Raw genomic sequence first — 26,072 nt, 5'->3', positions numbered from 1 at the left:
GTGCGTTCATCGCCGGGGCTTTTTTATTGCGCCGCAAAAGCGCTGAGTTTTTCGCGCGCAGTGTTCGCTTCCTGCACCATCCACGGACTAAATGCCCACGGTGTGGCGTCCAGCGCGCGGAAGAGCGCGTCCAGCTCCACCCACTGATACTCCATCACTTCGTCGCTATTGATTGCGAGGGTATTCGTTACGCGTGCGGCATAGACCGGGCAGATTTCGTTTTCAACGATCCCTGAAGGGTCGGCTTCACGGTAGCGGAACTCCGGGGCAACGGGAGTGATGTCTATGATTTCGGCGCCGACTTCAAAGCGGCAGCGGCGGATAATCGCCTGCTCTGTCGCTTCGTCGGCCTGTGGATGTCCGCAAACGGAGTTGGTCCACACGCCGGGCCAGGCTTTTTTACTTAAGGCGCGCCGGGTAATCAGACATTCTCCCTTAGCGTTAAACAGCCATGAAGAGAAGGCCAGGTGAAGCGGGGTGTGTGACGTGTGCGCGGCGTACTTCTCCTGAGTGCCAATCACCTTTCCCTGGTCATTTACCAAAATAACGTGTTCTTGAATACTCATTGATGCTCCAGTGCCATAATGCTTAATGGTTCAGCACCATCAGCGGAATTATTATACTGCATTCTTATGCGAACGGTTTGGCCCACAGAGCGGAAAAGGGCATGACCCGCATCAGTTTGGGCTGCTATCATAGTGCGCCATTCACGCTGACCGAGGAGCAGTTTTGTTTGCAGGAAGCCTGACGAGAAACCCGATCATTGCCGTTTTCTGCCTGACGCTGACGCTACTTGTAGCAGGATGCTCGGGGAGTAAATCTTCGGATATGGGCAGTTATTCCGGTGCCGTCTATACCGTTAAGCGCGGGGACACGCTCTACCGCATCTCACGTGCCACGGGGACCAGCGTGAAGGAGCTGGCGCGCCTGAATAATATTTCTCCACCCTATACCATTGAGATAGGGCAAAAGCTCAAGGTTAACGGCGGTTCCTCCTCAGGGAATAAGTCCTCAACGCGTAAAACAGCCAAAGTGACGCCATCCTATCAGGTGCCTAAATCATCCTGGCCGCCGGTCGGTCAGCGCTGCTGGATCTGGCCTGCAAGCGGAAAAGTGGTTGCGCCGTACTCGCTCTCGGAAGGGGGCAATAAAGGAATTGATATCGCTGCCGCACGCGGCACGCCGGTTTACGCTTCAGGGGCCGGGAAGGTGGTCTATGTCGGTAACCAGCTTCGTGGATACGGTAACCTGATCATGATTAAGCATGGTGAGGACTACATTACGGCATATGCGCATAACGACACGATGTTGGTGAATAATGGCCAGAACGTGAAGGCGGGGCAGAAGATTGCGACCATGGGCAGTACCGGGACGGATACGGTGAAGCTGCATTTCCAGATCCGCTATAAGGCCACGGCCATCGATCCGCAGCGTTATCTTCCGGTGCAGGGCAGTAAACCGAAGTGCTAAGTGATTATTTAATCGCCACTTAGTGGGGTAAAGGCTTGTATGAAGAGGCGTAAGGTCTATAATGCCTTACGCACCTCAAAGCGGGCGTAGTTCAATGGTAGAACGAGAGCTTCCCAAGCTCTATACGAGGGTTCGATTCCCTTCGCCCGCTCCAGTCTCCTCATAAATCAAGAAGTTATATTTATCAGTTAGTTACGTTGCTCTGCTTTAGCAGGTACAACTAAAACTACCCACTGTTCTATACCCGTACCTGTCGCCTAACGGCTCCACTTGTTGCTGTATCACCAACGGGGCTTTATGGCTTCTATTGTCTGAAATCTGATACATTGCTTAAACATCATGTGGATTGCTGTAAAGTTCATCAGTATGATTGCTTGCACAATCAGCGATTGGGAAAACACTTCTGGAAGATTAGGGACGAGACGATATGAAAGTGACTGACGAGGCTTTGTTACGTTCAGGGTTTACACCATCGGATTTGCAGAAGATAAAAAACAACGTTGAAAGCTATGGCGGAACCTTGGGGGAAGCGATTCAGGATCTGGCTAATCGATTCAGGGTTGTTTTATGGATAACATCGGCATGTCTGATGGTTTTTATCATTTTAGTATTGTTTTCTGCGAAAGAAACCGTCGTGGGTGGTGGGATATCAATTCTGATCGCAATAGTCATCGTTGCATTTATTCAGCCGCCAGTCCTTTCTTATAAATCCTGGCGGTTCTGGAGAAAATTCAGAGACTAATGGTTCGATGTGTCAGTAGCAAGCAGGTCAAATATTACTTTGGCCTTAAGTCCATAACCTACTATTTTCATTATTAATTTTGGACGGCTCATCGTATCGACCCTGCGATAGAAATCACGGGGCATCCATTTAAATAGCCTCCATGCCTCGGGTCTTCTGGCTAATCCAAAGATGCTATATACACTTGCAGTTAACGTAATAGCGTTATAAATCGCAAGTCCTGTTTCAGGCTTGAAACCCATAAACTGGGCCGCTTCCAAAGTGCCATCAGCCACAAGCCCCTCTGTTTTATATTGTTTTCCATATATACCAGGAATAATTTCTTTTGCCAGACCGTTAATGCCATCTGTTACAAGGATAGCCCCTGCCAGCATACCTAAAGGTGTCATCGTAGCGACCATCAACGCACCGCCAGCAATTGCCATTCCAGAAACCACAATGTGAATAGCTGAAATTATGTAGCCGACGATTTTATTATTTTCCTTAACAAATTCGACCTTCGCGTAAAGCTGTGCGGCTCTGGTTCTTAACAGGCGCTCTTGTTCTTGTAGATTATCTGTTTCAGCACGCAGATTTTTGATGCATGCAATGCATTCTTCATCGGTTTTGGCCCGTCGTGCAGTTTCAAATTCTTTATCTACAACCTGTTTTATCTCTTCGACAAACTTGATACGTGTTATCCCATCTTGCAAATAGAATGCTGATAGCCGATTTGCAGTTTCGACGAGTTTCCGGGCTTCCAGATTTACCATGGTATCTGACCATGTTCTGTTCCAGCCCCTGTTAAGCAACGCAATATCCATTAAAGACTCCTTTCCAAAATGTGTCTGGTCATTTTACGTGCAATAAGGTCGAAGACAACAGGAAATACTTACACAACCCGCCCCCGTAGGTGTCCCGTCTCTTTATCCTCCCAGTTTACATCCTCCTGCTTAAAATATCCCCGGCTCTATTATAGATCCGCTGAGTGGATCGATTAGCCGCCTAATAATTTCACTGAATCTGCATAAAATATCCTGGTGTTATCACTGCGTTACACTACTTTGCTTGCGTTGCAATTTGCCTCGCTTTATTACAACAGGCGAAACGCTGTCTTCCTGTGCCTTTGCCGTAACACTGCTGACTTGCAGGCAATGGTTGAGCGGTTAACAGAACGGGGTGTAGTTGTTCAGTTCCACAAAGAGGATTTTAAGACCGGGAAGAACTCTCCAGCAGGTAATATGATGCTGACCGTACTGGCAGCAGTCGCACAGATGGAACGTGAAACGATGCTGGAGCGCCAGCGTGAAGGTTACGAAGCAGCAAAAGCCGCAGGCAGGATCACCGGACGGGGCAAAGGTCGCTCTATTGATCGTGAAGCCATTAAAGCAGAACTCGCAGCAGGTAAAACCATTCCTGCAATCGCATAAAGCCACAACGTCAGCACCAGAACAGTCATAAACATTAAGGCCGAAGCCTGAACAATTCTGCTTAAAAATAGGCTATAACATTGGCAACATAAATCTTTCAAGGAGATGAAAGGATGAGCACCAGAGCGGAGATAAAGGATGGTGCGCAGTTTGACGTTTTGCGAAGGGGTGTCGTTTATACTGAGGTGCTTGGCTGGGTTGACATGGGGCACGCTCGGGGTAGTGATATCATGGAGCTTAAAAGCCAGTTTATCGCGGGGGAGCTTAGCGGCAAACCTTCCTACATGGTGATGTATCGGCAGGACATGCACTTTGTGAAATTCAACTCACAATTCGGTGTAGGCAAGTTCTCTCGCTGGGAGATTAAACGTGGCCGGAGTACCGAAGATATTAACAGAATCATGCTGGCGATGATGATGAACACAGCAGCTCGATTTGAAGGCTTGCAAAGCCTGCGGGCTTTCTCCTGGTACACTGATAGTGGCTTTAGTGGTGAAGACTTGGTTTCTGATCTGTTCGGATTCCATCGAGCTATCATGCCAGGACGGTACGGATACCGCCTAAAACCTGTCAGTTATGATGCCGCCGTTCGTCGCTGGGATCATTACGGTGCTATTGGTTCCCATAAAAACCGTGGTTTCCGTCCGATTCTGTTCCCTGACCCGGAAGATCCGTGTGTGCGTCACCAGCCGTACACGGTGAACCTCCCGCATTTTATGACATGGCTGAAGCCGTGGGACGATTTCAGCTCTGGTAATGTCAAAGTTATTACAGACAATGGGACGTCACTTGGGTACACAGGGGTGAAGTGATAATGCGTAAATTCTTTAAATGGAGCATCCTGATATTAATTACGGGTGTTATCCTATGCTGGCTATTTGTCTATCTTGTTGCATCCGGTATCAATGAAGCTACCACATACACTGAAAATGATTTTTTCAATTATCACTCCCTGACTGATAAAGATATTGAGAAGGCTCCGCGTATATCGAATAATTATTACTTTGAATCACATCCCGGAGATGGATACGCCCCCTCAAACACAATCATTTTTAGGGGAGTATCTAACGTCGAGCCGATGAGGGCTTATTTGTCTAAGCTGGGCTATACCAAACAGAAAGGCGGTTCGAGGGAGGCGGAAATATGGACGAAGCCAGAGCAGATGAATAGTGCTCTCTTTTACCTGCGCTTTGATGCTGCTACTGGCGAAGCAGAACTAACTAAGGAACTGAATAACTGAATGTCCGTAGTGGCACACTGAATTTGGCCACCTGAACTGAGGTGATATGCTCACCTCAGAACAACACAGGTGCTTTAATGAAAAGAAGAAATTTTAGTCCTGAATTCAAACGCGAATCCGCTCAGCTGGTTGTCGACCAAAATTACACCATCTCTGACGCTGCCAGGGCAATGGATGTTGGTCTTTCCACGATGACAAAATGGTTCAAACAACTGCGTGATGAGCATCAGGGCAAAACGCCAAAAGCCTCCCCGATAACGCCGGAATAAATCGAAATACGTGAGCTTGAGAAAAAGCTACAACGTATTGAAATGGAAAACGAAATTCTAAAAAGGCTACCGCGCTCTTGATGTCAGACTCCCTGAACAGTTCTCGATAATCGGGATACTCAGGACGCGTTATCCTGTGGTCACTCTCTGCCAGGTGTTCGGGGTTCATCGCAGCAGCTATAAATACTGGAAAAACCGTCCTGAAAAGCCTGACGGCAGACGAGCTGTATTACGAAGTCAGGTACTTGAGCTGCATGGCATTAGCCGTGGTTCGGCCGGAACAAGAAGCATCGCCACAATGGCAACCCAGAGAGGCTACCAGATGGGGCGCTGGCAGGCTAATGAAAGAGCTGGGGCTGGTCAGTTGCCAGCAACCGACTCACCAGTATAAGCGTGGCGGTCATGAGCACGTTGCTATCCCGAATCATCTTGAGCGACAGTTCGCCGTAACGGAGCCCAACCAGGTGTGGTGCGGTGATGTGGCCTATATCTGGACAGGTAAACGCTGGGCGTACCTCGCCGTTGTACTCGACATGTTTGCAAGAAAACCAATGGGCTGGGCAATGTCGTTCTCACCGGACAGCAGACTCACCATAAAAGCGCTGGAAATGGCATGGGAAACGCGCGGTAAGCCCGTCGGGGTGAGGTTCCACAGTGACCTGGGTAGTCATTATACGAGCAGGCAGTTCCGGCAGTTACTGTGGCGATATCAGATTAAGCAGAGTATGAGCCGGTGTGGAAACTGCTGGGATAACAGTCCAATGGAGCGCTTCTTCAGGAGTCTGAAGAACGAATGGGTGCCGGTGACGGGTTACGTAAGCTTCAGCGATACAGCTCACGCAATAACGGACTATATCGTTGGATATTCGTGCTCAGACCGCACGAATATAATGGTGGGTTACCACCAAACGAATCGGAAAACCGATACTGGAAAAACTCTAACACTGTGGCCAGTTTTTGTTGACCACTACAACTGCACCGCTCACTGCTTCATCGCTGAACCAGCGAATAACGCTATAACCAGCATCGGCTATCTGCTGCTTCTGGTTTTCAACGTAACACGTTAAGTTGCACATTTCCTGTACCCTGGATACCCTGAGATTAATCCTAATAACTCAAGGGTGAGTATGGCTAGCGGGAAGAGAAAGAATCAAAAGGAATCGCCTGAAGAAGAGTTAGATCGCCTGCTGGATGAGCTTGAACTCACACCGGAGCAACGGGAGTTTATCGAATCCATGCGAGAGGATAAGGGCGATCCCAGTAGTGAGTAACGCTTGTCTTAAGCCGAACGAGTACAAACGGCATTGTAAGAAATTCCTCTCCTGGTGCATGCAGAATCACGGTGCCTTTGTTCCGGCTGTCGCTGGAGTGTCATAAATATAATTACGCGCGCGCATAATTTAAAATTAAACCCTCTTTCTTTTTACGTAATCAATCGCCCCTGTTATATCTGTCGGCAAATTTTTTATTTCCCGGATCGCAGATGAAAACACGACTCCTCCTGTGCGCTGGCTTATTAGCTGCCTCCAGTGCCCATGCCAGCGCCCTCTATTTTTATGAAGCTGGCACCGAAGATACCGCGCTTGCCGGAGCAGGGCAGGCGGCTCGTGCGCAGGATGCCTCTACAATTATGACCAACCCGGCTGGCATGACGCGCTTACCGGATCATATGGTCACCGGTGGGTTACAGGTTATGGATGGCTCCATCGACAACCAGCTGGATAACGATGCCCATCAAAGCCCCGGCGATGTGATGAAAACCATCCCGAATGCCAGCGCCTTTTATAGCCAGAAGGTGACCGATAATCTTTATGCCGGGGTCGGGCTTTACGGTAATTACGGCCTGGGGATCGACTACGGCAGCTGGGCGGGCGACAGGCTGATTAAAAAGAGTACCATGGTAGCCATGACGCTCAGCCCCTCGCTGGCCTATAAGCTTAACGACCGTCTTTCGATTGGCGCGTCCGCCAACGTTAACTACGGTTACTTCTCGCTGACTCGCAGCGTTAACGATGATGACTACCGGCGACGCGATGAAGACCTGGCCATGAGCTATCGGCTTGGGCTGCTGATGCAGCTAACTGACCAGACCCGAGCTGGTATTACCTGGAACAGCGAAACGGACTACAGCTTCAATATTGACGGCAACGCGCGTCTACAGAACGGTACCTACGACCTGCCGGTGTCAGCACAAATCAGCGCGCCGCAGCAAATTATGCTCAGCCTTGTGCATGACATTAACCCGCAGTGGTCGGTTATGGGCGATCTCGGCTGGCAGGACTGGAGCCAGTTCGGCGCGCCGCAAATCGTCGTCGGGGACCAGCAGCTTAACAACGTCAGCCGCCTGAAGGACACGTGGCACGGTGCGGTGGGCGTGCAGTATCGTCCAACGCCTCAGTGGCGACTGAATGCCGGTGTGGCGTTCGACAGCTCGCCGTATGAAAGCCAGAGCGATGTGGCCTTAACCTTACCTACCGGCGATGAGTGGCGATTTGGTACGGGAGCCCAGTATCAAATCACCCCGGCCAGCAATATTGGTATTGCCGTGTCGTATCTTCATATGCAGTCGTCGCATGTGAAATCGCCGGTGGCGTTTGCCGGAAGTTACGACCATCCTTATCTTTGGTTTGCCAGCGTCAACTACAGCTATCAGTTTTGATCGCCTAACCGCTTAAAATATATGGTCTATAATGGCAGATACTGAATGTCAGAAGGTTGTACCATGCATATTTTACCGCCTGTTCGACCCGAAAAATCCATCGAACGACTGACCGCTATCCTTGAGCCGATAGCGGAGAAAGTGCACGTTGTTCCACGTAAGCGACTCACCTGGTTACGGAAGGGGAAACAGCAGATGTACCTCTTTCTGGAAGGGGAGCTGTCCCTGCTGCGGACATCGGATGGACTGGTGGTCGTGACCGTTTACGAGCCGCATTTGTTTGGTATTGCTGAGATGATCCAGCCTACGCAAGGCCATTTTCTCCGTGCGGAAAGGGAGTCGACCATTTTACGTCTCGATGCGGACAAGGCGGCCGAGTTATTCCGTGCCGAGGGCGTCTGGGAGGATGTCGCAGCGCTGCTCTCATACCATACGGCCTATTTGATATTCCGTGATGCGCAGGTACTCCAGCAGCGTACCTATTCCGTTATTCGTAACCACCTTCAGGAAATGATTTTGCTCCCGGAGGAGACGCGTTTGCGTACCACGATACTGGAATATATTCAGGATCGTACGCTGCTTTCTCGCAGTAGTATACTCAATGTATTATCCGCCCTTAAACAGGGGGAATATATCTCCTTTAAGCGCGGTGGGTATTTGCTTGAAGTCAGACACTTACCTGAATCATTCTAGGGGAAGTTTAAAATTAAACAGAAATGGAATTAACGAGGCTGTTAATTTTCTATATCGTTTGCTTTCTAAGTTTTATCTTTATTAAGTAAACGGTATATTTATGAAAAAGACAGTTCTCGCTTTGATTATGGTTAATGCGTTTACCGCCACTTCCGCGTTCGCCGCCGCTGATGCGGGCACCTGGTATGGCGGAGCGAAATTCGGCTGGTCACACTATTTTGATACCAATATGGGTTCAAAAGCGTTTGATAACAATAATTCCGACCACTTCGATTTTGACCATGATAATGTCGGTGGGGGTGTTTATACGGGTTACCAGATTACCCCATGGCTTGCGGTAGAAGGCGGTTATGATTATTTAGGCAACATGCAGATCAAGGGTCAGCATGGCGCAGGGGCGCAAATGAAGACGCAGGGTCTGCAAATGTCCCTGAAGGCCAGCTATGCCTTGACCAATGACTGGGATATCTACGGCCGTGCCGGTGCGATGGGCTATCGCGCTGAATCCGATGTAAGTGGTCACAATCGTTTTGAAACCGGTGTGCGCCCGCTTGCAGCTGTGGGTACTGAATACGCCTTCAATAAAAACTGGGCTGGCCGCCTGGAATATCAGTGGGTAAGCAATGTGGGTAATGCAAACCAGATCGGTGTGAGCAGCGACCTGAGTTCCGTCACCGCAGGGCTTAGCTATCGCTTTGGTCAGTACGACTGATGCATGTGATATGGCGATTAAGAAAAACCCGGCTGCTATGTTGCCGGGTTTTTTGTTGTCAGCTGGCGAATAACGGTTCAAGCATAATATGAATATTTTGCAGGCCCGTGACATTATTGTCTTTCAGGTATTGCTGATTAACCATATCTAACTGTTCCAGTTTGGTCAGCGAGGCGTAAACGCGTTGAACAGCGCTGTCCGCAACAAAAATTTCTTTTGCGGTAGTGTCCTGAAGATACTGTGATTTTACGCTGCGCGTTAAGTTATCGATCTGCTGTTTATTTTCCTGATAAAGAGACGCGATATGAGATATCTGTGCCTGCGGCGGTTTTTCCCCCGGTAATACCAGCGGAATTTGCAGATGATTAATCTTTTCAACGTTGTCTGGTGGTGGAGAGCTACATGCTGTTAATGTGCTCAGACTTAATATAGCGAAAAAGAACGGCAGGCTCTTCATCGAATCACTCCGGGGAAATAATTGGACTCAGCATTATCCCTGAAGGCCGCAGCGACGAAAGAATAAACTTATTTATTTATAAACGTTATTTCCATAGGTAAAAGAAAAGCCCGGTGATAGCCTCCTTTCCCCCCTTGTACCGCCAGCGTGAATATGACGCCTCGAGGATGTATGAAATTTAAAACTCTCGTTAGTGCGATGGCCGTTGCTGGTCTGCTATTGGCCTCGTTGATCTCATTGCCTGTCCTGGCACAAAAGGAGGTGAAGGAAGCCACTGCCCATACGAAACAAATGAATGATGCACTTTATGGTCAACTGCCCTTCTTTGATAAAACCGATTTCCGAAATGCGCATAAAGGCTTTATTGCCCCGCTGCCACCTGCGGTGATTAAAGGTGAAAAAGGCGCCGTTATCTGGAATCCCCAGAAATACGCTTTAATCAAAGAAGGGCAAAAAGCGCCGGATACCGTCAACCCGAGCCTGTGGCGTCAGGCGCAGCTGAATAATATCGGCGGTCTGTTTGAAGTCACGGAAGGCGTCTACCAGATCCGCAACCTCGATCTGTCGAATATGACAATCATAGAGGGCAAAGAGGGGATCACGGTTATCGATCCGCTGGTGTCTGCGGAAACGGCTAAAGCGGGCATGGATCTTTACGTTAAGCATCGCGGCAAACGTCCGGTTGTTGCCGTTATTTATACCCATAGCCACGTCGATCATTATGGCGGCGTGCGTGGCGTAATTGATGAAGCCGGGGTAATGTCCGGCAAAGTGAAAGTCTATGCGCCAGCCGGTTTTATGGAAGAGGCGGTATCGGAAAATATCATGGCCGGAAACGCCATGAGCCGCCGTGCCAGCTATATCCACGGAAACCTGCTGAAACCCGGTGTGAAGGGGCAGGTGGGGGCAGGTCTGGGGACTACCACCTCAGCCGGAACGGTCACGCTCATCGCGCCCACTCACTCTATTACCGAAGAGGAGCAGAAAGAGGTCATTGACGGTCTCACCTATGACTTTATGCTGACGCCGGAATCGGAAGCACCGTCTGAAATGCTCTGGTATGTGGAAGAGAAAAAGCTGATCGAAGCAGCAGAGAACGTCACTCACACCCTGCACAATACCTACTCGCTGCGCGGGGCTAAAATACACGATCCGCTGGCATGGTCAAAGTACATCAATAACGCCATTGATCGTTGGGGTGATAAAGCGGAAATCATTATCGCGCAGCACCACTGGCCCACGTGGGGTAACAAAAAAGTGGTGAAGCTGATGAAAAGCCAGCGTGATATCTACCGCTATATCAACGACCAGACGCTCAGACTGGCGAATAAGGGGCTGACGAGGGATGAAATAGCCGCTAATTTCGCCCTGCCTTACGGGCTGGCTAAATCCTGGGCAGGCCGTGGCTATTACGGCTCGGTAAGCAACAACGTCAAAGCCACCTATGTCTACTATCTTGGCTGGTTCGACGGCAATCCGGCGACGCTCGATGAACTGCCTCCGGTCGAGGCGGCGAAAAAGTATGTCGATTACATGGGCGGAGCCCGCGCGATCCTTGAAAAAGCCCGTGTCGATTATGCCCGGGGGAATTATCGCTGGGTGGCTCAGGTGGTCAGTAAAGTCGTTTTTGCCGATCCGAATAATAAGGCGGCGTGCGAACTGGAAGCCGATGCGTTTGAACAGCTGGGATACCATGCGGAGTCAGGGCCGTGGCGTAACGCCTACCTCACCGGTGCGCAAGAGTTGCGTAACGGCGTGAAGATAAAGCCGACGCCCAAAACCGCCAGCCCGGATGCGGTCCGTGCCATGTCAACTGAGATGATTTTTGACTACTTCGGCGTTCACCTTAACGGCGTCAGAGCGGCGAATGCCAGAGGCATTTTTAACGTTGATTTAGGCCGCGAGGGCGGCAGGTATAAGCTGGAGCTGGAGAATGGCGTGCTAAACCACAGTGCCAATATCCAGGCAGAAGATCCGGATGCAACCATTACGCTCAGCCGCGAAACGCTGAACAAAATGATCCTTAAGGAGACCACGCTGAAAAAGGCGCAACAGGCAGGAGAGGTGACGATCGTCGGCAACGCCGCGAAGGTAGACGAAATGCTGCGCTGCATGGAGAGCTTCAGTTTCTGGTTTCCTGTCGTCACCCCTTAAAAGTAAAAAAGGCTGCTTTCGCAGCCTTTTAGCATTAGCCAACAACAATTTGCCGGGTGGCGGCTTCGCCTTACCCGGCCTACACTCTGCGCTGCTTGAGCGCTAGATGACGCCGTCGCCGCCGTCTGAACACCAGACCTGCCCGGAGGTGTATGAACACTCATCCGAGGCCAGAGTGACATACAGCGGTGCGATCTCCACGGGCTGTCCCGGGCGTCCCAGAGGGGTACTCTCGCCAAAATGTTTCACTTTTTCCTGTGGCTGCCCACCGCTGGGCTGGAGCACGGTCCAGTAAGGTCCGGGCGCTACCGCGTTCACGCGGATCCCTTTCGGACCCAGCTGTTTCGCCAGCGCTTTGGTAAATACCGCGAGACAGGCTTTGGTCTGCGCATAGTCAAGCAGTACGGCGCTCGGTTTTACCGCCTGTACAGATGAGGTGTTAATGATGGAAGCGGGAGCTTTCATGTGGCGCAACGCCGCCTTTGTGATCCAGAAAGGCGCATAGACGTTTGTTTTAAAGGTCGCGTCAAAATCTTCAGTGGTCAGTTCTTCCAGCGTCTCACGGTACTGCTGTCGGCCTGCGTTATTCACCAGGATGTCCAGCCCGCCCAGTTTTCCGACGGCCTGTTCCACCAGGTTCTGACAAAAAGTTTCGTCCCGCACATCGCCCGGTAGCGCGACGGCATTCCGTCCTTCCGCTTTAATCAGGGCGATCACTTCCGCAGCGTCTTCTTCCTCTTCCGGCAAATAGTTAATGGCGACATCTGCCCCTTCGCGGGCATAGGCAATGGCTACCGCGCGTCCGATGCCAGAATCGCCCCCGGTAATTAGCGCCTTCTTACCGGTAAGCCGGCCATGCCCTTTGTAGCTTGTCTCGCCGTGATCGGGAACAGGGTCCATTTCAGAGGCCAGGCCCGGTGGCGTCTGGGGCTGCTCCGGGAAAGGTGGCGTTGGGTAAGCGTTCGTACGTTGTTCATTATCACTCATAGCTAACTCCTTGTTAGGGGTGAGATTTGATGGATAGTTACAGCGTTAACGCTTCGCTGAATTATTTTTGCAAGTGGCTGACCCGCACTACGGGTGGGGATGATTTTTTATCGAGCGAGCCGCTAATACTGATCATGTTGTCAGGTTCCACGGTTCTGTCGTCAAATACGGCTTTCGGGATAATAACGTCGATTTTCCCGGTTTTATCCTGGAATACGTATTTATCGCCATTGCCATCAATAAGATTGCCGCGCAATGAAATAGAGGCGCCATCATGCATCTCTTTTGCCTGAGTAATGGTCATAATGCGCGCATCATCGGTACCACGATAACCACTGTCCAGGGCATGCGGCGGTGGCGGCGCTTCACCCTTTTGTAACCCGCCGTTATTATCTGCCCATGCGGAAGGGATAATTAATATTAACAAGGCTGAAATCACTGATAATTTCATCTGATATCCTTCATTTTGGATGTCTTGACTTATTAAGTATTGTTGCTATTCCTTTATGTGGCAAATGTGATAAGTCTTAAAAGCATTTGCGTAGAAAAATCAAAAATTTCGGCAATTAAGCGAAACGGTGACAAAAGCCATGGAACCAAAAAATGAAAAAGTGCCTGGGATAAAAGAGAGTTATCGTTTACTGACGTTTGAGTATGCATTTCGTCAGGTGGGTTTTATTGTACTGTTAGGTATTATCGTGGCCGCATTAGCCGGCCTGTTTTCCAGCGGTGCGGTTAGCGACGTGGAGAAAACAAACGAAGCAAAATCCCTGAACCTGAGCTATGAGCGCTTCGGCCGCCGCCAGACCGAATCGCGGATGACGCTGACGTTTCCGGTGACGTCTGAGGGTAAATATATTCTCAGCCTGACCAGCGAAAGCAGCGACGTATATGAGCCGGGCAGCGTCTGGCCGCAGCCGGACAGCATGTATAGCCGGGGGAACACCTTGTTTCTCGTTTACGACAATCTGAAACAGAGCGATAAGTTCACCGTCCTGCTGTTCATCACGCCGACAAAAGCAGGGAAATGGACAAACAGCATCCGCGTAAACAACGGGCCAGATATCCGCTTCTGGCAGTTTATTTACCCCTAGGAGTCGAATATGGACATGGTTTTTCGTGCCCTGGCAATATACCTGTTTCTGGTGATCGTGTTTAAAGTCGCCGGACGGCGCGCCCTGCTGCAAATGACCAGCTTTGACCTTATTTTGCTCTTAATTATCAGTGAGGCGACACAGCAGGCGCTACTGGGCGAAGATTTTTCCGTCACCGGTGCGATGATTACAATAACAACGCTGGTGGTGGTGGATATTATTTTTGGCCTGATTAAAAAATATTCTTCTTCTGTTGAGAATGTTCTTGATGGCACCCCGGTGATATTGGTAGAGAATGGTATTCCCATTGCGGATAAACTGAAAAAAGTCGATGTATCCTGCGATGATATATTGGTTTCAGCACGCCAGAACCACGGCATAACGGAATTAAAGGATATTAAGTACGCGATCCTTGAGCGTAACGGCCATATTTCAATTATTCCTGAAGAAAATTAACTAAGGGGCACATCCATGAGCAACCTTATTCACGATAATAATACGACCATCAGCGAGCTGACGAAAAAGCTTGCCATGACGCTCACAGAAAGAGGACTGCGTCTAACCACGGCGGAGTCCTGCACCGGCGGTAATCTCGCGGTTGCGCTTTGTGCCGAAGAGAACACGGCGGAATTTTATGACGTTGGCATGGTGGTGTTCAGCGATGCGGCGAAGGAGAGGATCCTCGGCGTGCGGCACGAAACGATTGAGCGCTTCACCGCCGTCAGTGAACAAACGGTTACTGAGATGGCCGCTAAAATTCGCGATATTGCCGAGGCGGATATTGGTGTTGCCATCAGCGGCTATGCGGGACCGGAAGGCGGAGACGATGGCACGGCAGCCGGTACGGTCTGCTTCGGCTGGAATATTCGCGGACAGACGGAAACCCGCACCGTGCTGTTTTCCGGTGAATGTCAGGATGTGGTGGAAAAAGCGGTGCGTTATTCGCTGTCTGAACTGATCGAAATACTCTCCGGATGGGATAACGTCTGAGACAAGGGGAAAGGCTATGGCTGTTATCGTTATTACCGGCGGTACGGCGGGCGTGGGGAAAGCCACGGCGCTGCACTTTGCTAAAGCGGGCTACGATGTAGGCATTATTGCCCGCGATGAGCAGAGCCTGCGCTCCACAGAAGAGGAGTTGCGCCGTTTCGGGATCAACGCGTGTGCCGTTCAGGCCGACGTGGCGGACAGCAAGGCGGTGACCGATGCTGCTAACGAAATTGAATACCGGCTTGGAGCCATCGATGTGTGGGTGAATAACGCTATGGGCGGGATGCTGGCGCCGTTTCGCACCATGTCCCCGGAGGAGTTTCGCCGCGTCACCGAGGTGACCTATCTGGGCTATGTTAACGGCACCCGCGCCGCGCTGGAGTTAATGACCCCTCGCGATCGCGGAACGATTATTCAGGTTGGCTCCGCGCTGGCCTACCGTTCCATTCCCTTGCAGTCAGCCTACTGTGGCGCGAAGGCCGCGATCCGCGGATTTACCGATGCCGTACGCACCGAGCTGATGCATGAAAACAGCCGGGTGCAGATCGCAATGGTACAGATGCCGGGCCTCAATACGCCGCAGTTCGAGTGGGCGAGGAATAAATTTGCCTGGGCGATGCGCCCGGTTCCTCCCGTGTTTCAGCCGGAAGTGGCCGCCAGCGCTATTTTTAAGGTGGCGCAGAAACCGGTGCGGGAGCTGTGGGTGGGCAGCAGCACCGTCCAGTCGATTGTCGGGCAGTTTCTTTTCCCCGGTTTTCTGGACCGGCTGATGGTTAAAAAGGCCTGGGAAGGGCAGATGACCGATACGCTAAATGCGGATGACCGTCAGGACTATCTGGATCAGCCGGTTAACGACCTGCATAAAATCCACGGGCACTTCACCGACGAAGCAAAAGAGCGCGCCACCAGCGTTACCTCCGGCATGCCGGGGAAAGTGCTGCTCGGCTCCCTCGCCGTCACGGGCGCGATCGTGGCGCGTCTGCTGCTCTCGCGGAGACGATAATCAGCGCAGTGCGGTACGATCGGTCCAGAACCAGCGGTAGCCATAGCCGCTGAGGTTAAGCGCGACGGTTTTGCCGCATACCAGCGCGTCGACGTAGCGTTTGTCCGCCAGGCATGCGGTCCAGGTCGCATGCCGGATCCCTCTGGCGGTAAAATTAACGGGCTTATCGCTGAAGTTAACGAAGGTCAGAATGCTGCGCGTGTCGGTTTCGTAATAGATCCCCAGTACCGCATCGTTGTCGATAGTAATAAGACGAAACGGCGCGACGCCGATCTCAGGAAACTCCGAGCGCGTATTGGCGATATCGATAATGCAGTGCAGGAGTGAGTTGCGGTGCAACAGCGAATCCGCCACGTTGATTTTTTGATAGCGGTACGGACCATGGTCTATCATTGGGGCGATAAAGGTTTCCGGGTCGGCATCTGAGAAACCGCCGCCCTGCGATCCGGCCCACTGCATCGGGGTGCGTACGGCGTAACGCTCCTCCAGATCTAAATCATCGCCCATTCCAATTTCATCCCCGTAGCGCATGACCGGTACGCCCGGCAGCGAAAACAAGACCGCATGGCAAAAGGCCAGCCGCTTTCGATCGCCCTTAAGCATCGGCGCCAGACGGCGGCGGATCCCTCGCTGATACACGCTCATCTCTTCATCAGGGGCGAAGGCATCAATGACGGTCTTCTTCGCTTTTTTGCCTATCCCTTCCAGATCCAGCTCATCATGATTGCGCAGCCAGTTGGCGAAGCAGCAGGAGTCCGGCGGCACAATCATCTTTTTCACCGCGTTGCGCAGCGGTCGTGCGCTCTTCTCTGCAAGGCTGACGTAAAAGTACTTATTGAGCCAGAAATTCAGCACCAGGTTGAGCCGGTCATTCTGACCAAAATAATCTTTGTAGGCGTCGACCTCCACGTCGACTTCGCCGAGCAGGATCGCGTCCGGATTGCGCTGTTCGATAAGACGGCGCAGATGCTCCAGGATCCACAGGCCGCGTTTTTGATCTCCACGCCCGGCCTGTTTTGTCAGGTGCGACGCTGCATCCAGGCGAAAGCCCGACACCCCGAGCTTTAGCCAGAAGATGATGATGTTCTCAACCTCCTTCAGCACCGCCGGGGAGGCCAGATTGAGATCCGGCTCGTGGTGATAAAACATATGCCGGTAGTATTGCCCCGCTTCGTCGTCCCATGTCCAGACGCTCTTTTCCACGCCGGGGAACATCGGTGGCGTATCGTCCTCGTCCGTGTCAGACCAGAGATAATAGTCACGGTAGGGTGACTGCGGGTTGCGGCGGGCTTGCTGAAACCAGGGATGCGCATCCGAGGTGTGCTGGATCAGCAGCTCAATAATGACCTTCATCCCCAGCTCCCGCGCCTGTTCAATAAAGGCGATGATATCGTTGAGCTTGCCGAAGCGGGGATCGACCTGCAAATGGTCGCTTACGTCATAGCCTTCATCGAGAAAAGGGGTGAGGTAAAACGGGGTGATCCAGATAACCGTCGCGCCCATCCGGCGGATGTAGCGCAACTTCGCGGCGATCCCGGCGATGTCGCCACAACCATCGCCGTTAAGATCGTAAAACAGGGCGGTATCAATCTGGTAAATAATGGCGCGTGTATGCCAGCCTGCCATAGCAATCCTTAGTGATAACCTTCGGTATCAGACACTTTGCCCCGGAAGACGTAGTAGCTCCAGGCGGTGTAAACCAGGATCACCGGGATGATTAACAGCGTGCCGATCAGCATAAACAGCTGGCTGGCAGGCGGCGCGGCGGCTTCCCACAGGGTGATGTGCGGCGGGATAATGTGTGGCCACAGGCTGATGCCCAGTCCGCTAAAGCCGAGGAAAATCAGGCCCAGCGTTAACAGGAACGGACGGGCATGGCTGTCGGGATTGCGCGTCAGCCGCCAGATCCACAGGCTGAATACCGCCACCAGAACCGGAACCGGCAGGAACCAGAAGAAGTTAGGCAGTGTAAACCAGCGCTCGGCGACAAACTGCCAGCCGAGCGGGGTCCAGATACTCACCACCGCAATGACGGCGATCAGTGCCAGCAGCACGTGGCGGGTCAGCTCACGCATCCGGTTTTGCAGCGCGCCTTCGCTTTTCATGATCAGCCATGTGGTAGCCAGCAGGGTATAGGCGACAATCAAACCCAGCCCGCAGAACAGGTTAAACGGGGTTAACCAGTCCAGCGAGGAGCCCACAAAGCGTCGCCCTTCCACGTCAAAGCCGTTGATCATCGCGCCGACCACGATCCCCTGGCTGAAGGTTGCCAGCAGGGAACCGCCAGCAAAAGAATAGTCCCAGAATTTGCGGTGGGAAGGGGTCGCCTTAAAGCGAAACTCAAATGCCACGCCGCGGAAAATAAGCCCGATCAGCATGGCCGTGAGCGGGATGGTCAGGGCATCGATAATCACCGCGTAGGCCAGCGGAAACGCGCCGAACAACCCTGCGCCGCCGAGAACCAGCCAGGTTTCATTTCCGTCCCAGACCGGTGCGACGCTGTTCACCATCACGTCGCGTTCTTTGGCATCGCCCACAAAGCTGAACAGCATGCCGATACCAAGATCGAAACCGTCCATGATGATGTACATCAGCGTGGCGAAGACAATAATGGCAAACCAGATGACCGGGATATCGACGCCCATCAGATCTTCTCCTCTTCCGGAACAGACTCGGCGGCGGACAGCGGACGGGCAGGGGTGCCCGACGTATTAGACGTTAGCGTGCCGACAGGCTGCGGCCCTTTCTTTATCAACCGGGCGAGATACACATAACCCACGCCAAATACCGAACAGTAGACCACGATAAAGGCCAGCAGGCTGATGCTCATCTGCAACGTGCTGTGCAGAGACACCGCATCTATCGTGCGCAGATAGCCGTAGACGACCCACGGCTGGCGGCCCACTTCGGTGGTGACCCACCCGGCGAGCAGCGCAAGCAGTCCGGCTGGCCCCATGAACAGGGCAAACCAGTGGAATGGTCGCGAGTGATAGAGTCGGCGGCGATAGCGCAGCCAGACGCTCAGCACACCAAGCGTAATCATCAGCAGCCCCATGCCGACCATAATGCGGAAAGACCAGAAGACGATGAGCGAGTTCGGGCGGTCCTCTTTCGGGAAATCTTTCAGCGCCGGGACCTGTTTATCCAGGCTATGCGTCAGGATCAGGCTGCCGAGCGCCGGAATTTCAAGCCCGTATTTGGTGCGCTCCTCCTCCATATCCGGTACGCCGAACAGCAGCAGCGGGGTAGCCTCGCCGGGCGGATTTTCCCAGTGGCCTTCAATCGCGGCGATTTTGGCAGGCTGATGCTCAAGCGTATTCAGGCCGTGCATATCCCCAACGACTGCCTGGATGGGCGCGACCAGCAGCGCCATCCACATGGCCATGGAGAACATTTTGCGAATAGCGGGCGTGTCGTTGCCGCGCAGCAGATGCCATGCCCCGGACGCGCCCACAAACAAGGCGCTGCACAGGAAGGCGGCGATGGACATATGGATCAGACGGTAAGGGAATGAGGGGTTAAAAATAATGGCCAGCCAGTCTTCGGGAATGACCTGACCGTTCTGAATACTGAAGCCCTGCGGGGTATGCATCCAACTGTTGGAGGCGAGGATCCAGAAGGTGGACATCAGCGTGCCCAGCGCCACCATGCAGGTGGCAAAGAAGTGCAGGCCGGGGCCGACCTTGTTCCAGCCGAACAACATCACGCCCAGGAAACCGGCTTCGAGGAAGAAGGCGGTTAAGACTTCATAAGTGAGCAGAGGGCCGGTTATGCTGCCTGCGAACTGGGAAAATCCGCTCCAGTTAGTCCCAAACTGGTAAGCCATTACCAGCCCGGAAACCACGCCCATACCAAAGTTAACGGCGAAAATTTTCAGCCAGAAATGGTAAAGCGAGCGCCAGACATCATTTTTTGTGCGAAGCCACATGCCCTCGAGAACCACCAGATAGCTCGCAAGCCCGATGGTGATTGCCGGAAAGAGAATATGGAAAGAGACGGTAAAGGCGAACTGTATCCTGGCCAGATGAAACGCATCAAGCTCGAACATGCTCCGTACCTCTGGAACTGATAGCCCACAAGGCATTGCCAGACAGCCTCAGGCTGCCTGGCAAAACCGGTTACGGTTTTTTCTTACCCGCGCCAAGCTCGGCACCGGTAAGCGGATCGGCTTTAGGATCGGATTTCGTACGTGCGCACATTGCTTTGACCAGCGTAGCCTGCTCTGTTGTAAGCGTTACGCTTGCGCCGCCGTCACCGCCATCGACCGCTGGCTGAGGAGATTCCACGTAGTCGAAGTGCTTGTCGCTGTTCCAGCTTCCGCGAACTTCTCCCCCCTCAGACATATTGTAGTACTTGTTGGTGTACTCTTCGATTGGCGGCAATTTACCCGGTGGGAAGTTGTTACGAATCGACTGGAGCGCCTTCTCAAACGAAAGCTGGTGTGCTGCCTCACGCGTCATTAAAAACGCCAGCGCATCTTTAACACCTGGATCGTCCGTTACGTTAATAAGCCGTTCGTAGATAATTTTGGCGCGCGCCTCGGCCGCAATGTTAGAGCGCAGATCCGCGGTGGGTTCGCCAATGGTATCCACGTACGCCGCCGTCCACGGTACGCCTGCGGAGTTAGTGAGCGGAGTACCGCCCCCGTAGAGCAGGGAAGTGATATGACTGTCGTTGCCGTTTTCGGTCATGGACCGGTACAGCTCCGCTTCATTTTCAACGCCTTCCGCCAGTTCACCTTTCGCACCCTTATTAAGCATACCCACCAGGGTGCCGATAATTTCCAGGTGACTTAACTCCTCGGTCGCGATATCCATCAGCATATCTTTACGACCGGGATCGTCGTCGCTCAATCCTTGCGTAAAGTAACGACATGCCGCGGCAAGTTCGCCCTGTGGCCCGCCAAACTGCTCAAGCAGAAGATTAGCCAGACCCGGATTCGGTTCGGCTACGCGTACCGTGTATTGCAGCTGTTTTACGTGTCGAAACATAGTTTCTCCCTCTTCCGTTATTTTTTCGCTTCAACGCCGTCCGCGTCGGAGCGCAGCAGGAACTGTTCCGTCGTCTGTGGAATATGTTGAATCAGCCAGTCCGCCATCTGGCGCTCTTCTTCCAGAATGGATTCAATGGCTGGAATGGAGGCGGTATCGCCCGCTTGTTTGGCCGCGGCCAGCAGAGAGGTGTAGCAGGCAATTTCAAACTGCTCAAAAACGTAGCCGCTGATGGAGCCTTTAACAATTTCGTCGGAAGGGAACATGCCGCCAATGGACTGGCCGAGCGCCGCCATTTTGCTCATGGAATCTTTTATGACCGAACGGGAAATATTATTGCGGTCGAGAATTTCTTCCAGCACGGTAATTTGGTGTTTAGTTTCATTAACGTGTTGTTCAATTCGTGCACGTAAGTCGGGATAATTATCAATACGGCTGGCCATTGATTCCAGCATGGATTCGGCTTGCTTTTCCATCGCATGGGCATCGCGTAGCCAATCATGGTAGTGTTCTACATGATTCATAATTAACTCCTGTGATTTATTTTCTGGTTAATTGTTGGTGCTGATGCTCATCAAATTTTTATTTATCCTTTCTGGGCTTTTTGATTAATATTGCCGACAGCCAGATCGGTTAATTTGAGATCGGTTTCTTTTTCTTCTTCCAGTGTTTCTGCAAGAAGTTTAACGGCTTTTTTATAGCCTAATTGTTCAGCCAGGGTGGCCAGGGTGCCGTAGCTGGCAATTTCGTAGTGCTCGACTTTCTGTGCGGCGGCAATTAATGCAGCGTCACGCACTTCGTTTTTCTCAGTGCTCTCAATAACTTCGTTGGCTTCTTCAATTAAGCCTTCCATTGCAACGCATTTCATGCGCTTCAGCTTGAGGCCGGATTCCTGCTCAATAATCTGATCGATACGTTCGATCTGTCCCTGCGTCTCCTCAAGGTGAGCCGTGAAGGCAGCGCTCAGCTTCTCGCTTGATGCGGCACGGGCTAACTTGCTTAGCGCGCGGGTCAGCTGCTTCTCAGCGCTGTAGGTATCGGATAACAGGTGAATAAATACATCTTCAACAGTTTTCATATTCATATATTCGCTCCAGTGAAATAAAGGGAAGGTACTGCGAGCCGACAGGCCCGCAGCATGCTCTCGGTATATTTATAAGAGCTTTAAATAAGATCAGGAGTTATCAGATTTACGGCCCCCGCCGTGACTGTTCTGTCCCCCTTTCTTACCCGCTTCAGATGCGCGTTGCGGATCGTTTTTGAAATTACCGCCGCTGTGCTGGCCGCCTTTACGTCCAGCTTCTGATGCTTTTTCACGGTCTTGCGCGAAATTACCGGAACCACCACGATGTTGCTCTGCCATATATCAACCCTCATGTTGCGTTTATGTCAGGTGATACGATAAGTAATTCGTATCAGTTGTCGTTCAGAAATTAACATTAGTCGTTATGTGAGAAGAGTCAAATTTCCTGTCTGGGTTGTTTTGCACCATTTCCAGAGATGCGGGGGAAATACCGCTTCGTTACGATTTTTGAAAATCGGAAGTAAATCCATTGCTTAGGGGGAAATAAATTGTGTCGTTAGGATTCCGCTTAGCTAATAATCTTAATGTGAACGCGGCGGAAATGATTACAAGAATTGACGTAGCGCAAAAATATATCTTACCGACCTGAGTCTTTATAATCGGAATAGTCTTAAACGAGAAGTAAAATAACGAGCCGAAACAGTGTATCCGATCGTCGTTTTTGACGTGGTCAGGCGGATCGGGTGAGGGTATGCTGCATTTGTCACCACAATAATTACAGAGGCAATGTCATGGATCAGGAGCTACTGGATGCAGGGTACCGGGCCTATACCGGTGAGAAAATCGATGTCTACTTCAACACAGGGATCTGCAAACACTCGGGCAACTGCGTACGCGGCAGCGCGGCGCTGTTCGACCTGAAGCGTAAACCCTGGATCGCACCGGATGAAGTGGATGCAGAAACTGTTGCGCGCGTAATTGATACCTGCCCGAGCGGTGCGCTGAAGTACCGCCTAAAATAAGTGAGGAACCATGGATATTCTTGAAGGCCATAACAAGTTTTATGTCAACGACGCCGAAGGCAATCAGGTTGCGGAGATCGTCTTTGTCCCGACCGGCGAGCATCTGAGCATCATCGAGCACACCGATGTGGATCCGAGCCTGAAAGGGCAGGGTGTGGGTAAGCAGCTGGTGGCGAAGGTGGTAGAGAAGATGCGCGGGGAGAACCGTAAAATTATCCCGCTGTGTCCGTTTGCGAAGCATGAGTTTGATAATACGCGGGAGTATGACGATATTCGGGCGTAAAACAGATGCCCGGCATTGCGCCGGGCAGCACACTCAACCGACAAACATCACCGACACACACAGCACACCCACAATCAGCGTCAGCATGTTACCGATGGAGCGGTACGGTTTTAACGACGGGATCAGGTACGTCGACAGCGTCGGCATGATGAACAGGATCATGGCGATAAGCGGACCGCTGATGGCGTAAATCATCGAGATCGCATTCGGGTTGATGCAGCAGACCGCAAAGGTAATCAGCGACACGCCGAGAATCGAAACCGCGCGGTTAAAGGCGCGACTTTTCTTCACCCCCACCTGATTCAGCGACGATTTCACAATTTCCGTTGCCCCTTCAATCACGCCAAAATAGGTGCCGAGGAACGATTTCGACATCGCTATAATTGCCACGATAATGCCGGAAATGCCCAGCCATGCCGGGGACGAAGGCATCATCGACAGCGCGGACAGGATCGTCACCCCTTCCTCTTTTGCCGCCACGATATAGGACGGTGGAATCGAAAGCAGGCAGCTGAACACAAAGAACAGCACGCTGAGGCAGATGATCAGGTACGCCACTTTCATGATTTTTTTGCATTTACCCATAGCCTCTTCACCGTATTTCTCGCGACGATCTACGGCGAAGGTCGAGATGATCGGGGTATGGCTAAAAGCGAAAACCATCACCGGGATCGATATCCACACCTGGTGCAGCGTATGCTGGTCGAAGGCCATCTGGCTGGTCAGCAGCGACGGCTGCCAGCTGCCCGTCAGATACAGCGAGACAAACAGGAAATAGGCGATCAGCGGAAAGACAAGGAAACCCATCACCTTAATGGTGATGTGCCGCCCCATCAGGAAGATCAGATTCAAAATCAGCACCACGCCAAAACTCACCAGCATCCGCACGCTGGTATCCACCGTCATCCGTTTCGCCAGCTGTTCAGTAAGTGAGTTGGTTATCGCCACCGCGTAAATCAGAACCACCACAAAGAAGGCCACGAAATAGAGCGTGGTGATGAGGTTGCCGATCTTTTTGCCGTAGTAATGGGAAACGGCACCGGTGATCCCTTCGTTGCCTTTCGTCTTCGACGACAGAATAAATTGCGCCAGCGCTTTATGCGGCCAGTAGGTTAAGGGATACGCCACAAGGGCGGTGATCAGCAGGACAATCGCGCCAGCAGAGCCGAGCTGAATGGGCAAGAACAGGGTTCCTGCGCCCACGGCAGTGCCGTAGAGGGCGAAACTCCAGAGAGTCTCTTCTTTTGACCAAATTTTCGACATTAGAGCAACGTATCAACTATAAAACGAACAAAAAGGAGTGCAATTTACCATAATTATGCGTTGAGGTCGCCGTTGCTTCGCTGGGGTTGGGCCGGAGAAGGTCTCCGGCCGGAAGGTCATTCGCTTGCCAGGGCGCGACGTTGCTGGCGGCGCTTGATAATTTTCTCCCGCAGGGTGTCATACGCCCAGTTGTAGAGCATGGTGTACGGCAGGAAGAACAGGAAGAAGCCAATCTCCAGCGTGAAGGCCTGGAGCAGCGTCACGCCCAGCACGGCGGCAACGATGGTTATGCCAATCACAATAAAGCCGCATTCAAAACCCAGCGCATGTAGGGCGCGCACTTTTGCCGTGCGCTTCACCCGCTGAACGGGCCAGAAACGGTCGAAGCCAAAGTTATAGATAATGTTCCAGAGCATTGCCGTGGTCGCCAGAATAATAGTGAGACCCCCCATTTCAACCACCGAGCGCTGCATTAGCCACGCGGCCGTAGGGGCGAGGATCGCCGTAGCAATACCTTCAAAACAGACGGCATGGAAGATCCGCTCCGGCAATTTACGTTGGAGTGCATCCTGATGTTGCATATTTACCTCATATAGACGCCAGTATGGGCGTTGATGCGGCCTATTCTTATCGCTTAAGGTGATATATAAAAGATGGTATCCATCGATAAAGTAGATACATCATGCGTTATTCTCCCGAAGCACTGACCGCGTTTGTTGAAACTGTCGCCGCAGGTTCGTTTTCAGCTGCGGCACGACGGCTGCGTAAAAGCCAGTCCACCATCAGCACCTCCATCGCCAACCTTGAAGCTGACCTTGGCTTTGAACTGTTTGATCGCTCGGCGCGTCACCCGGTGTTAACCGCCCAGGGTGAACAGGTGCTGGGCTATGTCCAGTCAATCCTCGCCGCCAGCGCGCGCCTTGATGAGCTGGCCGTATCCTTAACGGCGCAAACGGAGGCGCGTTTTACCTTTGTTCTCTCCGATACGCTTAACCCGGCCGTGCTGGAAGAGATGATGAGCCAGTTCGACCAGCGTTTTCCGCACACCGAATTTGAGTGTCTGATTGGGGAAGAGGAGGACGTGATCGATCTGCTGCAAAAGGAGCGGGCGCAAATTGGCCTGACGGAAGCACGCGACAGCTACCCGACCGATATTGGCGCGACCCGTCTGCCTATGCAGACGCGGATGGCTATTTACGTTTCTGCCGGACATCCTCTGGCAGGGCAACATGAGACGCAGGCGGACGAGCTGCATGGCTGGCGCGAGCTGCGGCTGAGTACCTATCTTGAACGGGAAGCGCCCCTTGCGCGCGGGCCGGTCTGGTCTGCGCCGAACTATCTGCTGCTGCTGAGCATGGCGGTACAGGGCTTTGGCTGGTGCGCGTTACCCTGCGCGCTGGTCGACGAATTTGCCGCATCGAAATCGCTGGTGCAGCTGAACGTGCCGGGTTGGCCGAGGTCGATTGCCATCGATCTGGTATGGAACAAAAGAACCCCGCCCGGCGTCGCCGGAAGCTGGCTGCGCCAGTACTTGCAGGACGCACGATAATCCTGTGACTAAACTCACTAATTTTAAACATTTGCGTCAATTGTTGATAACAATCCTCTAC

30 protein-coding genes, 1 tRNA gene and 1 pseudogene are annotated in these 26,072 nt (G+C 52.2%); 18 read left to right on the top strand and 14 right to left on the bottom strand.

What is annotated here, in order from left to right:
- Nucleotides 1-23 precede the first annotated feature (23 nt).
- Nucleotides 24-566 carry an isopentenyl-diphosphate Delta-isomerase gene (gene idi / locus HWQ15_RS03815; RefSeq protein WP_063137625.1) on the bottom strand — a complete coding sequence of 181 codons (543 nt, stop codon included), beginning with the start codon at nucleotides 564-566 and terminating at the stop codon, nucleotides 24-26.
- Nucleotides 567-729: 163 nt separating this feature from the next.
- Between idi and actS the strand changes: the two genes are divergently transcribed.
- The 3 genes from actS (at nucleotide 730) to HWQ15_RS03800 (ending at nucleotide 2,212) form a co-directional block, all read left to right on the top strand.
- Nucleotides 730-1,470, top strand: a complete 741-nt coding sequence (gene actS, locus HWQ15_RS03810) for an amidase activator ActS (protein ID WP_048965622.1) — start codon at nucleotides 730-732, stop codon at nucleotides 1,468-1,470.
- Nucleotides 1,471-1,550: 80 nt separating this feature from the next.
- A tRNA-Gly gene (locus HWQ15_RS03805) sits at nucleotides 1,551-1,624 on the top strand.
- A 273-nt stretch (nucleotides 1,625-1,897) separates the two neighbouring features.
- Nucleotides 1,898-2,212, top strand: coding sequence for a hypothetical protein (locus HWQ15_RS03800; protein WP_045308808.1), 315 nt, complete (start codon nucleotides 1,898-1,900; stop codon nucleotides 2,210-2,212).
- Here the strand turns inward: HWQ15_RS03800 and HWQ15_RS03795 are convergent.
- Nucleotides 2,209-3,015, bottom strand: a complete 807-nt coding sequence (locus HWQ15_RS03795) for a DUF4225 domain-containing protein (RefSeq protein ID WP_063148675.1) — start codon at nucleotides 3,013-3,015, stop codon at nucleotides 2,209-2,211. The two genes, HWQ15_RS03800 and HWQ15_RS03795, sit on opposite strands and share 4 nt — an antisense overlap.
- 240 nt (nucleotides 3,016-3,255) lie before the next feature.
- On the opposite strand from HWQ15_RS03795, the gene HWQ15_RS03790 reads away from it, so the two are divergent.
- The 7 genes and pseudogenes from HWQ15_RS03790 (at nucleotide 3,256) to HWQ15_RS03760 (ending at nucleotide 9,194) form a co-directional block, all read left to right on the top strand.
- Nucleotides 3,256-3,621, top strand: a complete 366-nt coding sequence (locus HWQ15_RS03790; RefSeq protein WP_223861998.1) for a recombinase family protein — start codon at nucleotides 3,256-3,258, stop codon at nucleotides 3,619-3,621.
- A 113-nt stretch (nucleotides 3,622-3,734) separates the two neighbouring features.
- Nucleotides 3,735-4,433: a hypothetical protein gene (locus HWQ15_RS03785; protein ID WP_046618721.1), complete on the top strand. Its 699-nt coding sequence runs from the start codon at nucleotides 3,735-3,737 to the stop codon at nucleotides 4,431-4,433.
- A 2-nt stretch (nucleotides 4,434-4,435) separates the two neighbouring features.
- Nucleotides 4,436-4,861 carry a hypothetical protein gene (locus HWQ15_RS03780; protein ID WP_045308812.1) on the top strand — a complete coding sequence of 142 codons (426 nt, stop codon included), beginning with the start codon at nucleotides 4,436-4,438 and terminating at the stop codon, nucleotides 4,859-4,861.
- Nucleotides 4,862-4,938: 77 nt separating this feature from the next.
- Nucleotides 4,939-6,094: pseudogene (locus HWQ15_RS03775) on the top strand (IS3 family transposase).
- A 519-nt stretch (nucleotides 6,095-6,613) separates the two neighbouring features.
- Nucleotides 6,614-7,789: an OmpP1/FadL family transporter gene (locus tag HWQ15_RS03770; RefSeq protein WP_023298534.1), complete on the top strand. Its 1,176-nt coding sequence runs from the start codon at nucleotides 6,614-6,616 to the stop codon at nucleotides 7,787-7,789.
- A 63-nt stretch (nucleotides 7,790-7,852) separates the two neighbouring features.
- Nucleotides 7,853-8,482, top strand: a complete 630-nt coding sequence (locus HWQ15_RS03765) for a winged helix-turn-helix transcriptional regulator (protein ID WP_022649277.1) — start codon at nucleotides 7,853-7,855, stop codon at nucleotides 8,480-8,482.
- A 100-nt stretch (nucleotides 8,483-8,582) separates the two neighbouring features.
- Nucleotides 8,583-9,194 carry an outer membrane beta-barrel protein gene (locus HWQ15_RS03760; RefSeq protein WP_022649276.1) on the top strand — a complete coding sequence of 204 codons (612 nt, stop codon included), beginning with the start codon at nucleotides 8,583-8,585 and terminating at the stop codon, nucleotides 9,192-9,194.
- A gap of 58 nt (nucleotides 9,195-9,252) precedes the next feature.
- Here HWQ15_RS03760 and HWQ15_RS03755 read toward each other — a convergent pair whose 3' ends face one another.
- Nucleotides 9,253-9,651 (bottom strand): hypothetical protein, encoded by a 399-nt coding sequence (locus HWQ15_RS03755; RefSeq protein ID WP_022649275.1) that lies wholly within the window; start codon nucleotides 9,649-9,651, stop codon nucleotides 9,253-9,255.
- A gap of 171 nt (nucleotides 9,652-9,822) precedes the next feature.
- On the opposite strand from HWQ15_RS03755, the gene HWQ15_RS03750 reads away from it, so the two are divergent.
- Nucleotides 9,823-11,805, top strand: coding sequence for an alkyl/aryl-sulfatase (locus tag HWQ15_RS03750; protein ID WP_176587379.1), 1,983 nt, complete (start codon nucleotides 9,823-9,825; stop codon nucleotides 11,803-11,805).
- Between the two features lie 102 nt (nucleotides 11,806-11,907).
- Here HWQ15_RS03750 and HWQ15_RS03745 read toward each other — a convergent pair whose 3' ends face one another.
- Nucleotides 11,908-12,792 (bottom strand): SDR family oxidoreductase, encoded by an 885-nt coding sequence (locus HWQ15_RS03745; RefSeq protein WP_022649272.1) that lies wholly within the window; start codon nucleotides 12,790-12,792, stop codon nucleotides 11,908-11,910.
- A 61-nt stretch (nucleotides 12,793-12,853) separates the two neighbouring features.
- The gene (locus HWQ15_RS03740; RefSeq protein WP_022649271.1) at nucleotides 12,854-13,243 is read right to left on the bottom strand and encodes a YdeI family stress tolerance OB fold protein; all 390 of its coding nucleotides are present in this window, start codon (nucleotides 13,241-13,243) and stop codon (nucleotides 12,854-12,856) included.
- 139 nt (nucleotides 13,244-13,382) lie between these two features.
- Here HWQ15_RS03740 and HWQ15_RS03735 point away from each other — a divergent pair, with 139 nt between their 5' ends.
- Genes HWQ15_RS03735 through HWQ15_RS03720 form a run of 4 tightly spaced genes read left to right on the top strand, consistent with a single transcriptional unit; the run spans nucleotide 13,383 to nucleotide 15,879 of the window.
- The gene (locus HWQ15_RS03735) at nucleotides 13,383-13,886 is read left to right on the top strand and encodes a hypothetical protein (RefSeq protein WP_023298530.1); all 504 of its coding nucleotides are present in this window, start codon (nucleotides 13,383-13,385) and stop codon (nucleotides 13,884-13,886) included.
- 9 nt (nucleotides 13,887-13,895) lie between these two features.
- Complete coding sequence (locus HWQ15_RS03730; RefSeq protein ID WP_022649269.1) at nucleotides 13,896-14,342, top strand: DUF421 domain-containing protein; 447 nt, start codon at nucleotides 13,896-13,898, stop codon at nucleotides 14,340-14,342.
- Nucleotides 14,343-14,357: 15 nt separating this feature from the next.
- Nucleotides 14,358-14,876 (top strand): 2-oxo-tetronate isomerase, encoded by a 519-nt coding sequence (locus tag HWQ15_RS03725; RefSeq protein WP_058646267.1) that lies wholly within the window; start codon nucleotides 14,358-14,360, stop codon nucleotides 14,874-14,876.
- Between the two features lie 16 nt (nucleotides 14,877-14,892).
- The gene (locus HWQ15_RS03720; protein WP_023298529.1) at nucleotides 14,893-15,879 is read left to right on the top strand and encodes an SDR family oxidoreductase; all 987 of its coding nucleotides are present in this window, start codon (nucleotides 14,893-14,895) and stop codon (nucleotides 15,877-15,879) included.
- Here HWQ15_RS03720 and HWQ15_RS03715 read toward each other — a convergent pair whose 3' ends face one another.
- The 7 genes from HWQ15_RS03715 to HWQ15_RS03685 form a co-directional block, all read right to left on the bottom strand.
- The gene (locus HWQ15_RS03715; protein WP_063148673.1) at nucleotides 15,880-17,505 is read right to left on the bottom strand and encodes an alpha-amylase family protein; all 1,626 of its coding nucleotides are present in this window, start codon (nucleotides 17,503-17,505) and stop codon (nucleotides 15,880-15,882) included. It lies immediately after the preceding gene.
- Nucleotides 17,506-17,513: 8 nt separating this feature from the next.
- Nucleotides 17,514-18,524 carry a cytochrome d ubiquinol oxidase subunit II gene (cydB, locus tag HWQ15_RS03710; RefSeq protein WP_022649265.1) on the bottom strand — a complete coding sequence of 337 codons (1,011 nt, stop codon included), beginning with the start codon at nucleotides 18,522-18,524 and terminating at the stop codon, nucleotides 17,514-17,516.
- Nucleotides 18,524-19,927, bottom strand: coding sequence for a cytochrome ubiquinol oxidase subunit I (locus tag HWQ15_RS03705; RefSeq protein ID WP_063147423.1), 1,404 nt, complete (start codon nucleotides 19,925-19,927; stop codon nucleotides 18,524-18,526). Before HWQ15_RS03705 ends, cydB begins: the two co-directional genes overlap by 1 nt.
- Nucleotides 19,928-19,997: 70 nt before the next feature.
- Nucleotides 19,998-20,870 (bottom strand): manganese catalase family protein, encoded by an 873-nt coding sequence (locus HWQ15_RS03700; protein WP_022649263.1) that lies wholly within the window; start codon nucleotides 20,868-20,870, stop codon nucleotides 19,998-20,000.
- 17 nt (nucleotides 20,871-20,887) lie between these two features.
- Nucleotides 20,888-21,394, bottom strand: a complete 507-nt coding sequence (locus tag HWQ15_RS03695) for a ferritin-like domain-containing protein (RefSeq protein WP_022649262.1) — start codon at nucleotides 21,392-21,394, stop codon at nucleotides 20,888-20,890.
- Between the two features lie 62 nt (nucleotides 21,395-21,456).
- Nucleotides 21,457-21,954: a ferritin-like domain-containing protein gene (locus tag HWQ15_RS03690; protein WP_003862851.1), complete on the bottom strand. Its 498-nt coding sequence runs from the start codon at nucleotides 21,952-21,954 to the stop codon at nucleotides 21,457-21,459.
- A gap of 90 nt (nucleotides 21,955-22,044) precedes the next feature.
- Nucleotides 22,045-22,233 carry a general stress protein gene (locus tag HWQ15_RS03685; protein WP_022649261.1) on the bottom strand — a complete coding sequence of 63 codons (189 nt, stop codon included), beginning with the start codon at nucleotides 22,231-22,233 and terminating at the stop codon, nucleotides 22,045-22,047.
- 452 nt (nucleotides 22,234-22,685) lie between these two features.
- Here HWQ15_RS03685 and yjdI point away from each other — a divergent pair, with 452 nt between their 5' ends.
- A complete protein-coding gene (gene yjdI / locus HWQ15_RS03680) occupies nucleotides 22,686-22,916 on the top strand; it encodes a 4Fe-4S mono-cluster protein YjdI (protein WP_022649260.1) in 231 nt (76 codons plus the stop codon).
- Nucleotides 22,917-22,926: 10 nt separating this feature from the next.
- Nucleotides 22,927-23,199, top strand: coding sequence for a GNAT family N-acetyltransferase (locus tag HWQ15_RS03675; protein ID WP_006811846.1), 273 nt, complete (start codon nucleotides 22,927-22,929; stop codon nucleotides 23,197-23,199).
- Nucleotides 23,200-23,232: 33 nt separating this feature from the next.
- Here the strand turns inward: HWQ15_RS03675 and HWQ15_RS03670 are convergent, their stop codons facing one another.
- The gene (locus HWQ15_RS03670; protein ID WP_063148671.1) at nucleotides 23,233-24,462 is read right to left on the bottom strand and encodes an amino acid permease; all 1,230 of its coding nucleotides are present in this window, start codon (nucleotides 24,460-24,462) and stop codon (nucleotides 23,233-23,235) included.
- A gap of 116 nt (nucleotides 24,463-24,578) precedes the next feature.
- Complete coding sequence (locus HWQ15_RS03665) at nucleotides 24,579-25,043, bottom strand: multidrug/biocide efflux PACE transporter (RefSeq protein WP_063148670.1); 465 nt, start codon at nucleotides 25,041-25,043, stop codon at nucleotides 24,579-24,581.
- A gap of 101 nt (nucleotides 25,044-25,144) precedes the next feature.
- Here HWQ15_RS03665 and HWQ15_RS03660 point away from each other — a divergent pair, with 101 nt between their 5' ends.
- Complete coding sequence (locus tag HWQ15_RS03660; protein ID WP_038416634.1) at nucleotides 25,145-26,011, top strand: LysR family transcriptional regulator; 867 nt, start codon at nucleotides 25,145-25,147, stop codon at nucleotides 26,009-26,011.
- The last annotated feature ends 61 nt before the right edge of the window (nucleotides 26,012-26,072 follow it).

The organism is Enterobacter sp. DSM 30060 (assembly GCF_013375955.1).
Taxonomy (GTDB): Bacteria; Pseudomonadota; Gammaproteobacteria; order Enterobacterales; family Enterobacteriaceae; genus Enterobacter; species Enterobacter intestinihominis.
The sequence above is the reverse complement of the archived record's forward strand: the minus strand, read 5'-3'. Positions and strand labels throughout refer to the sequence as shown.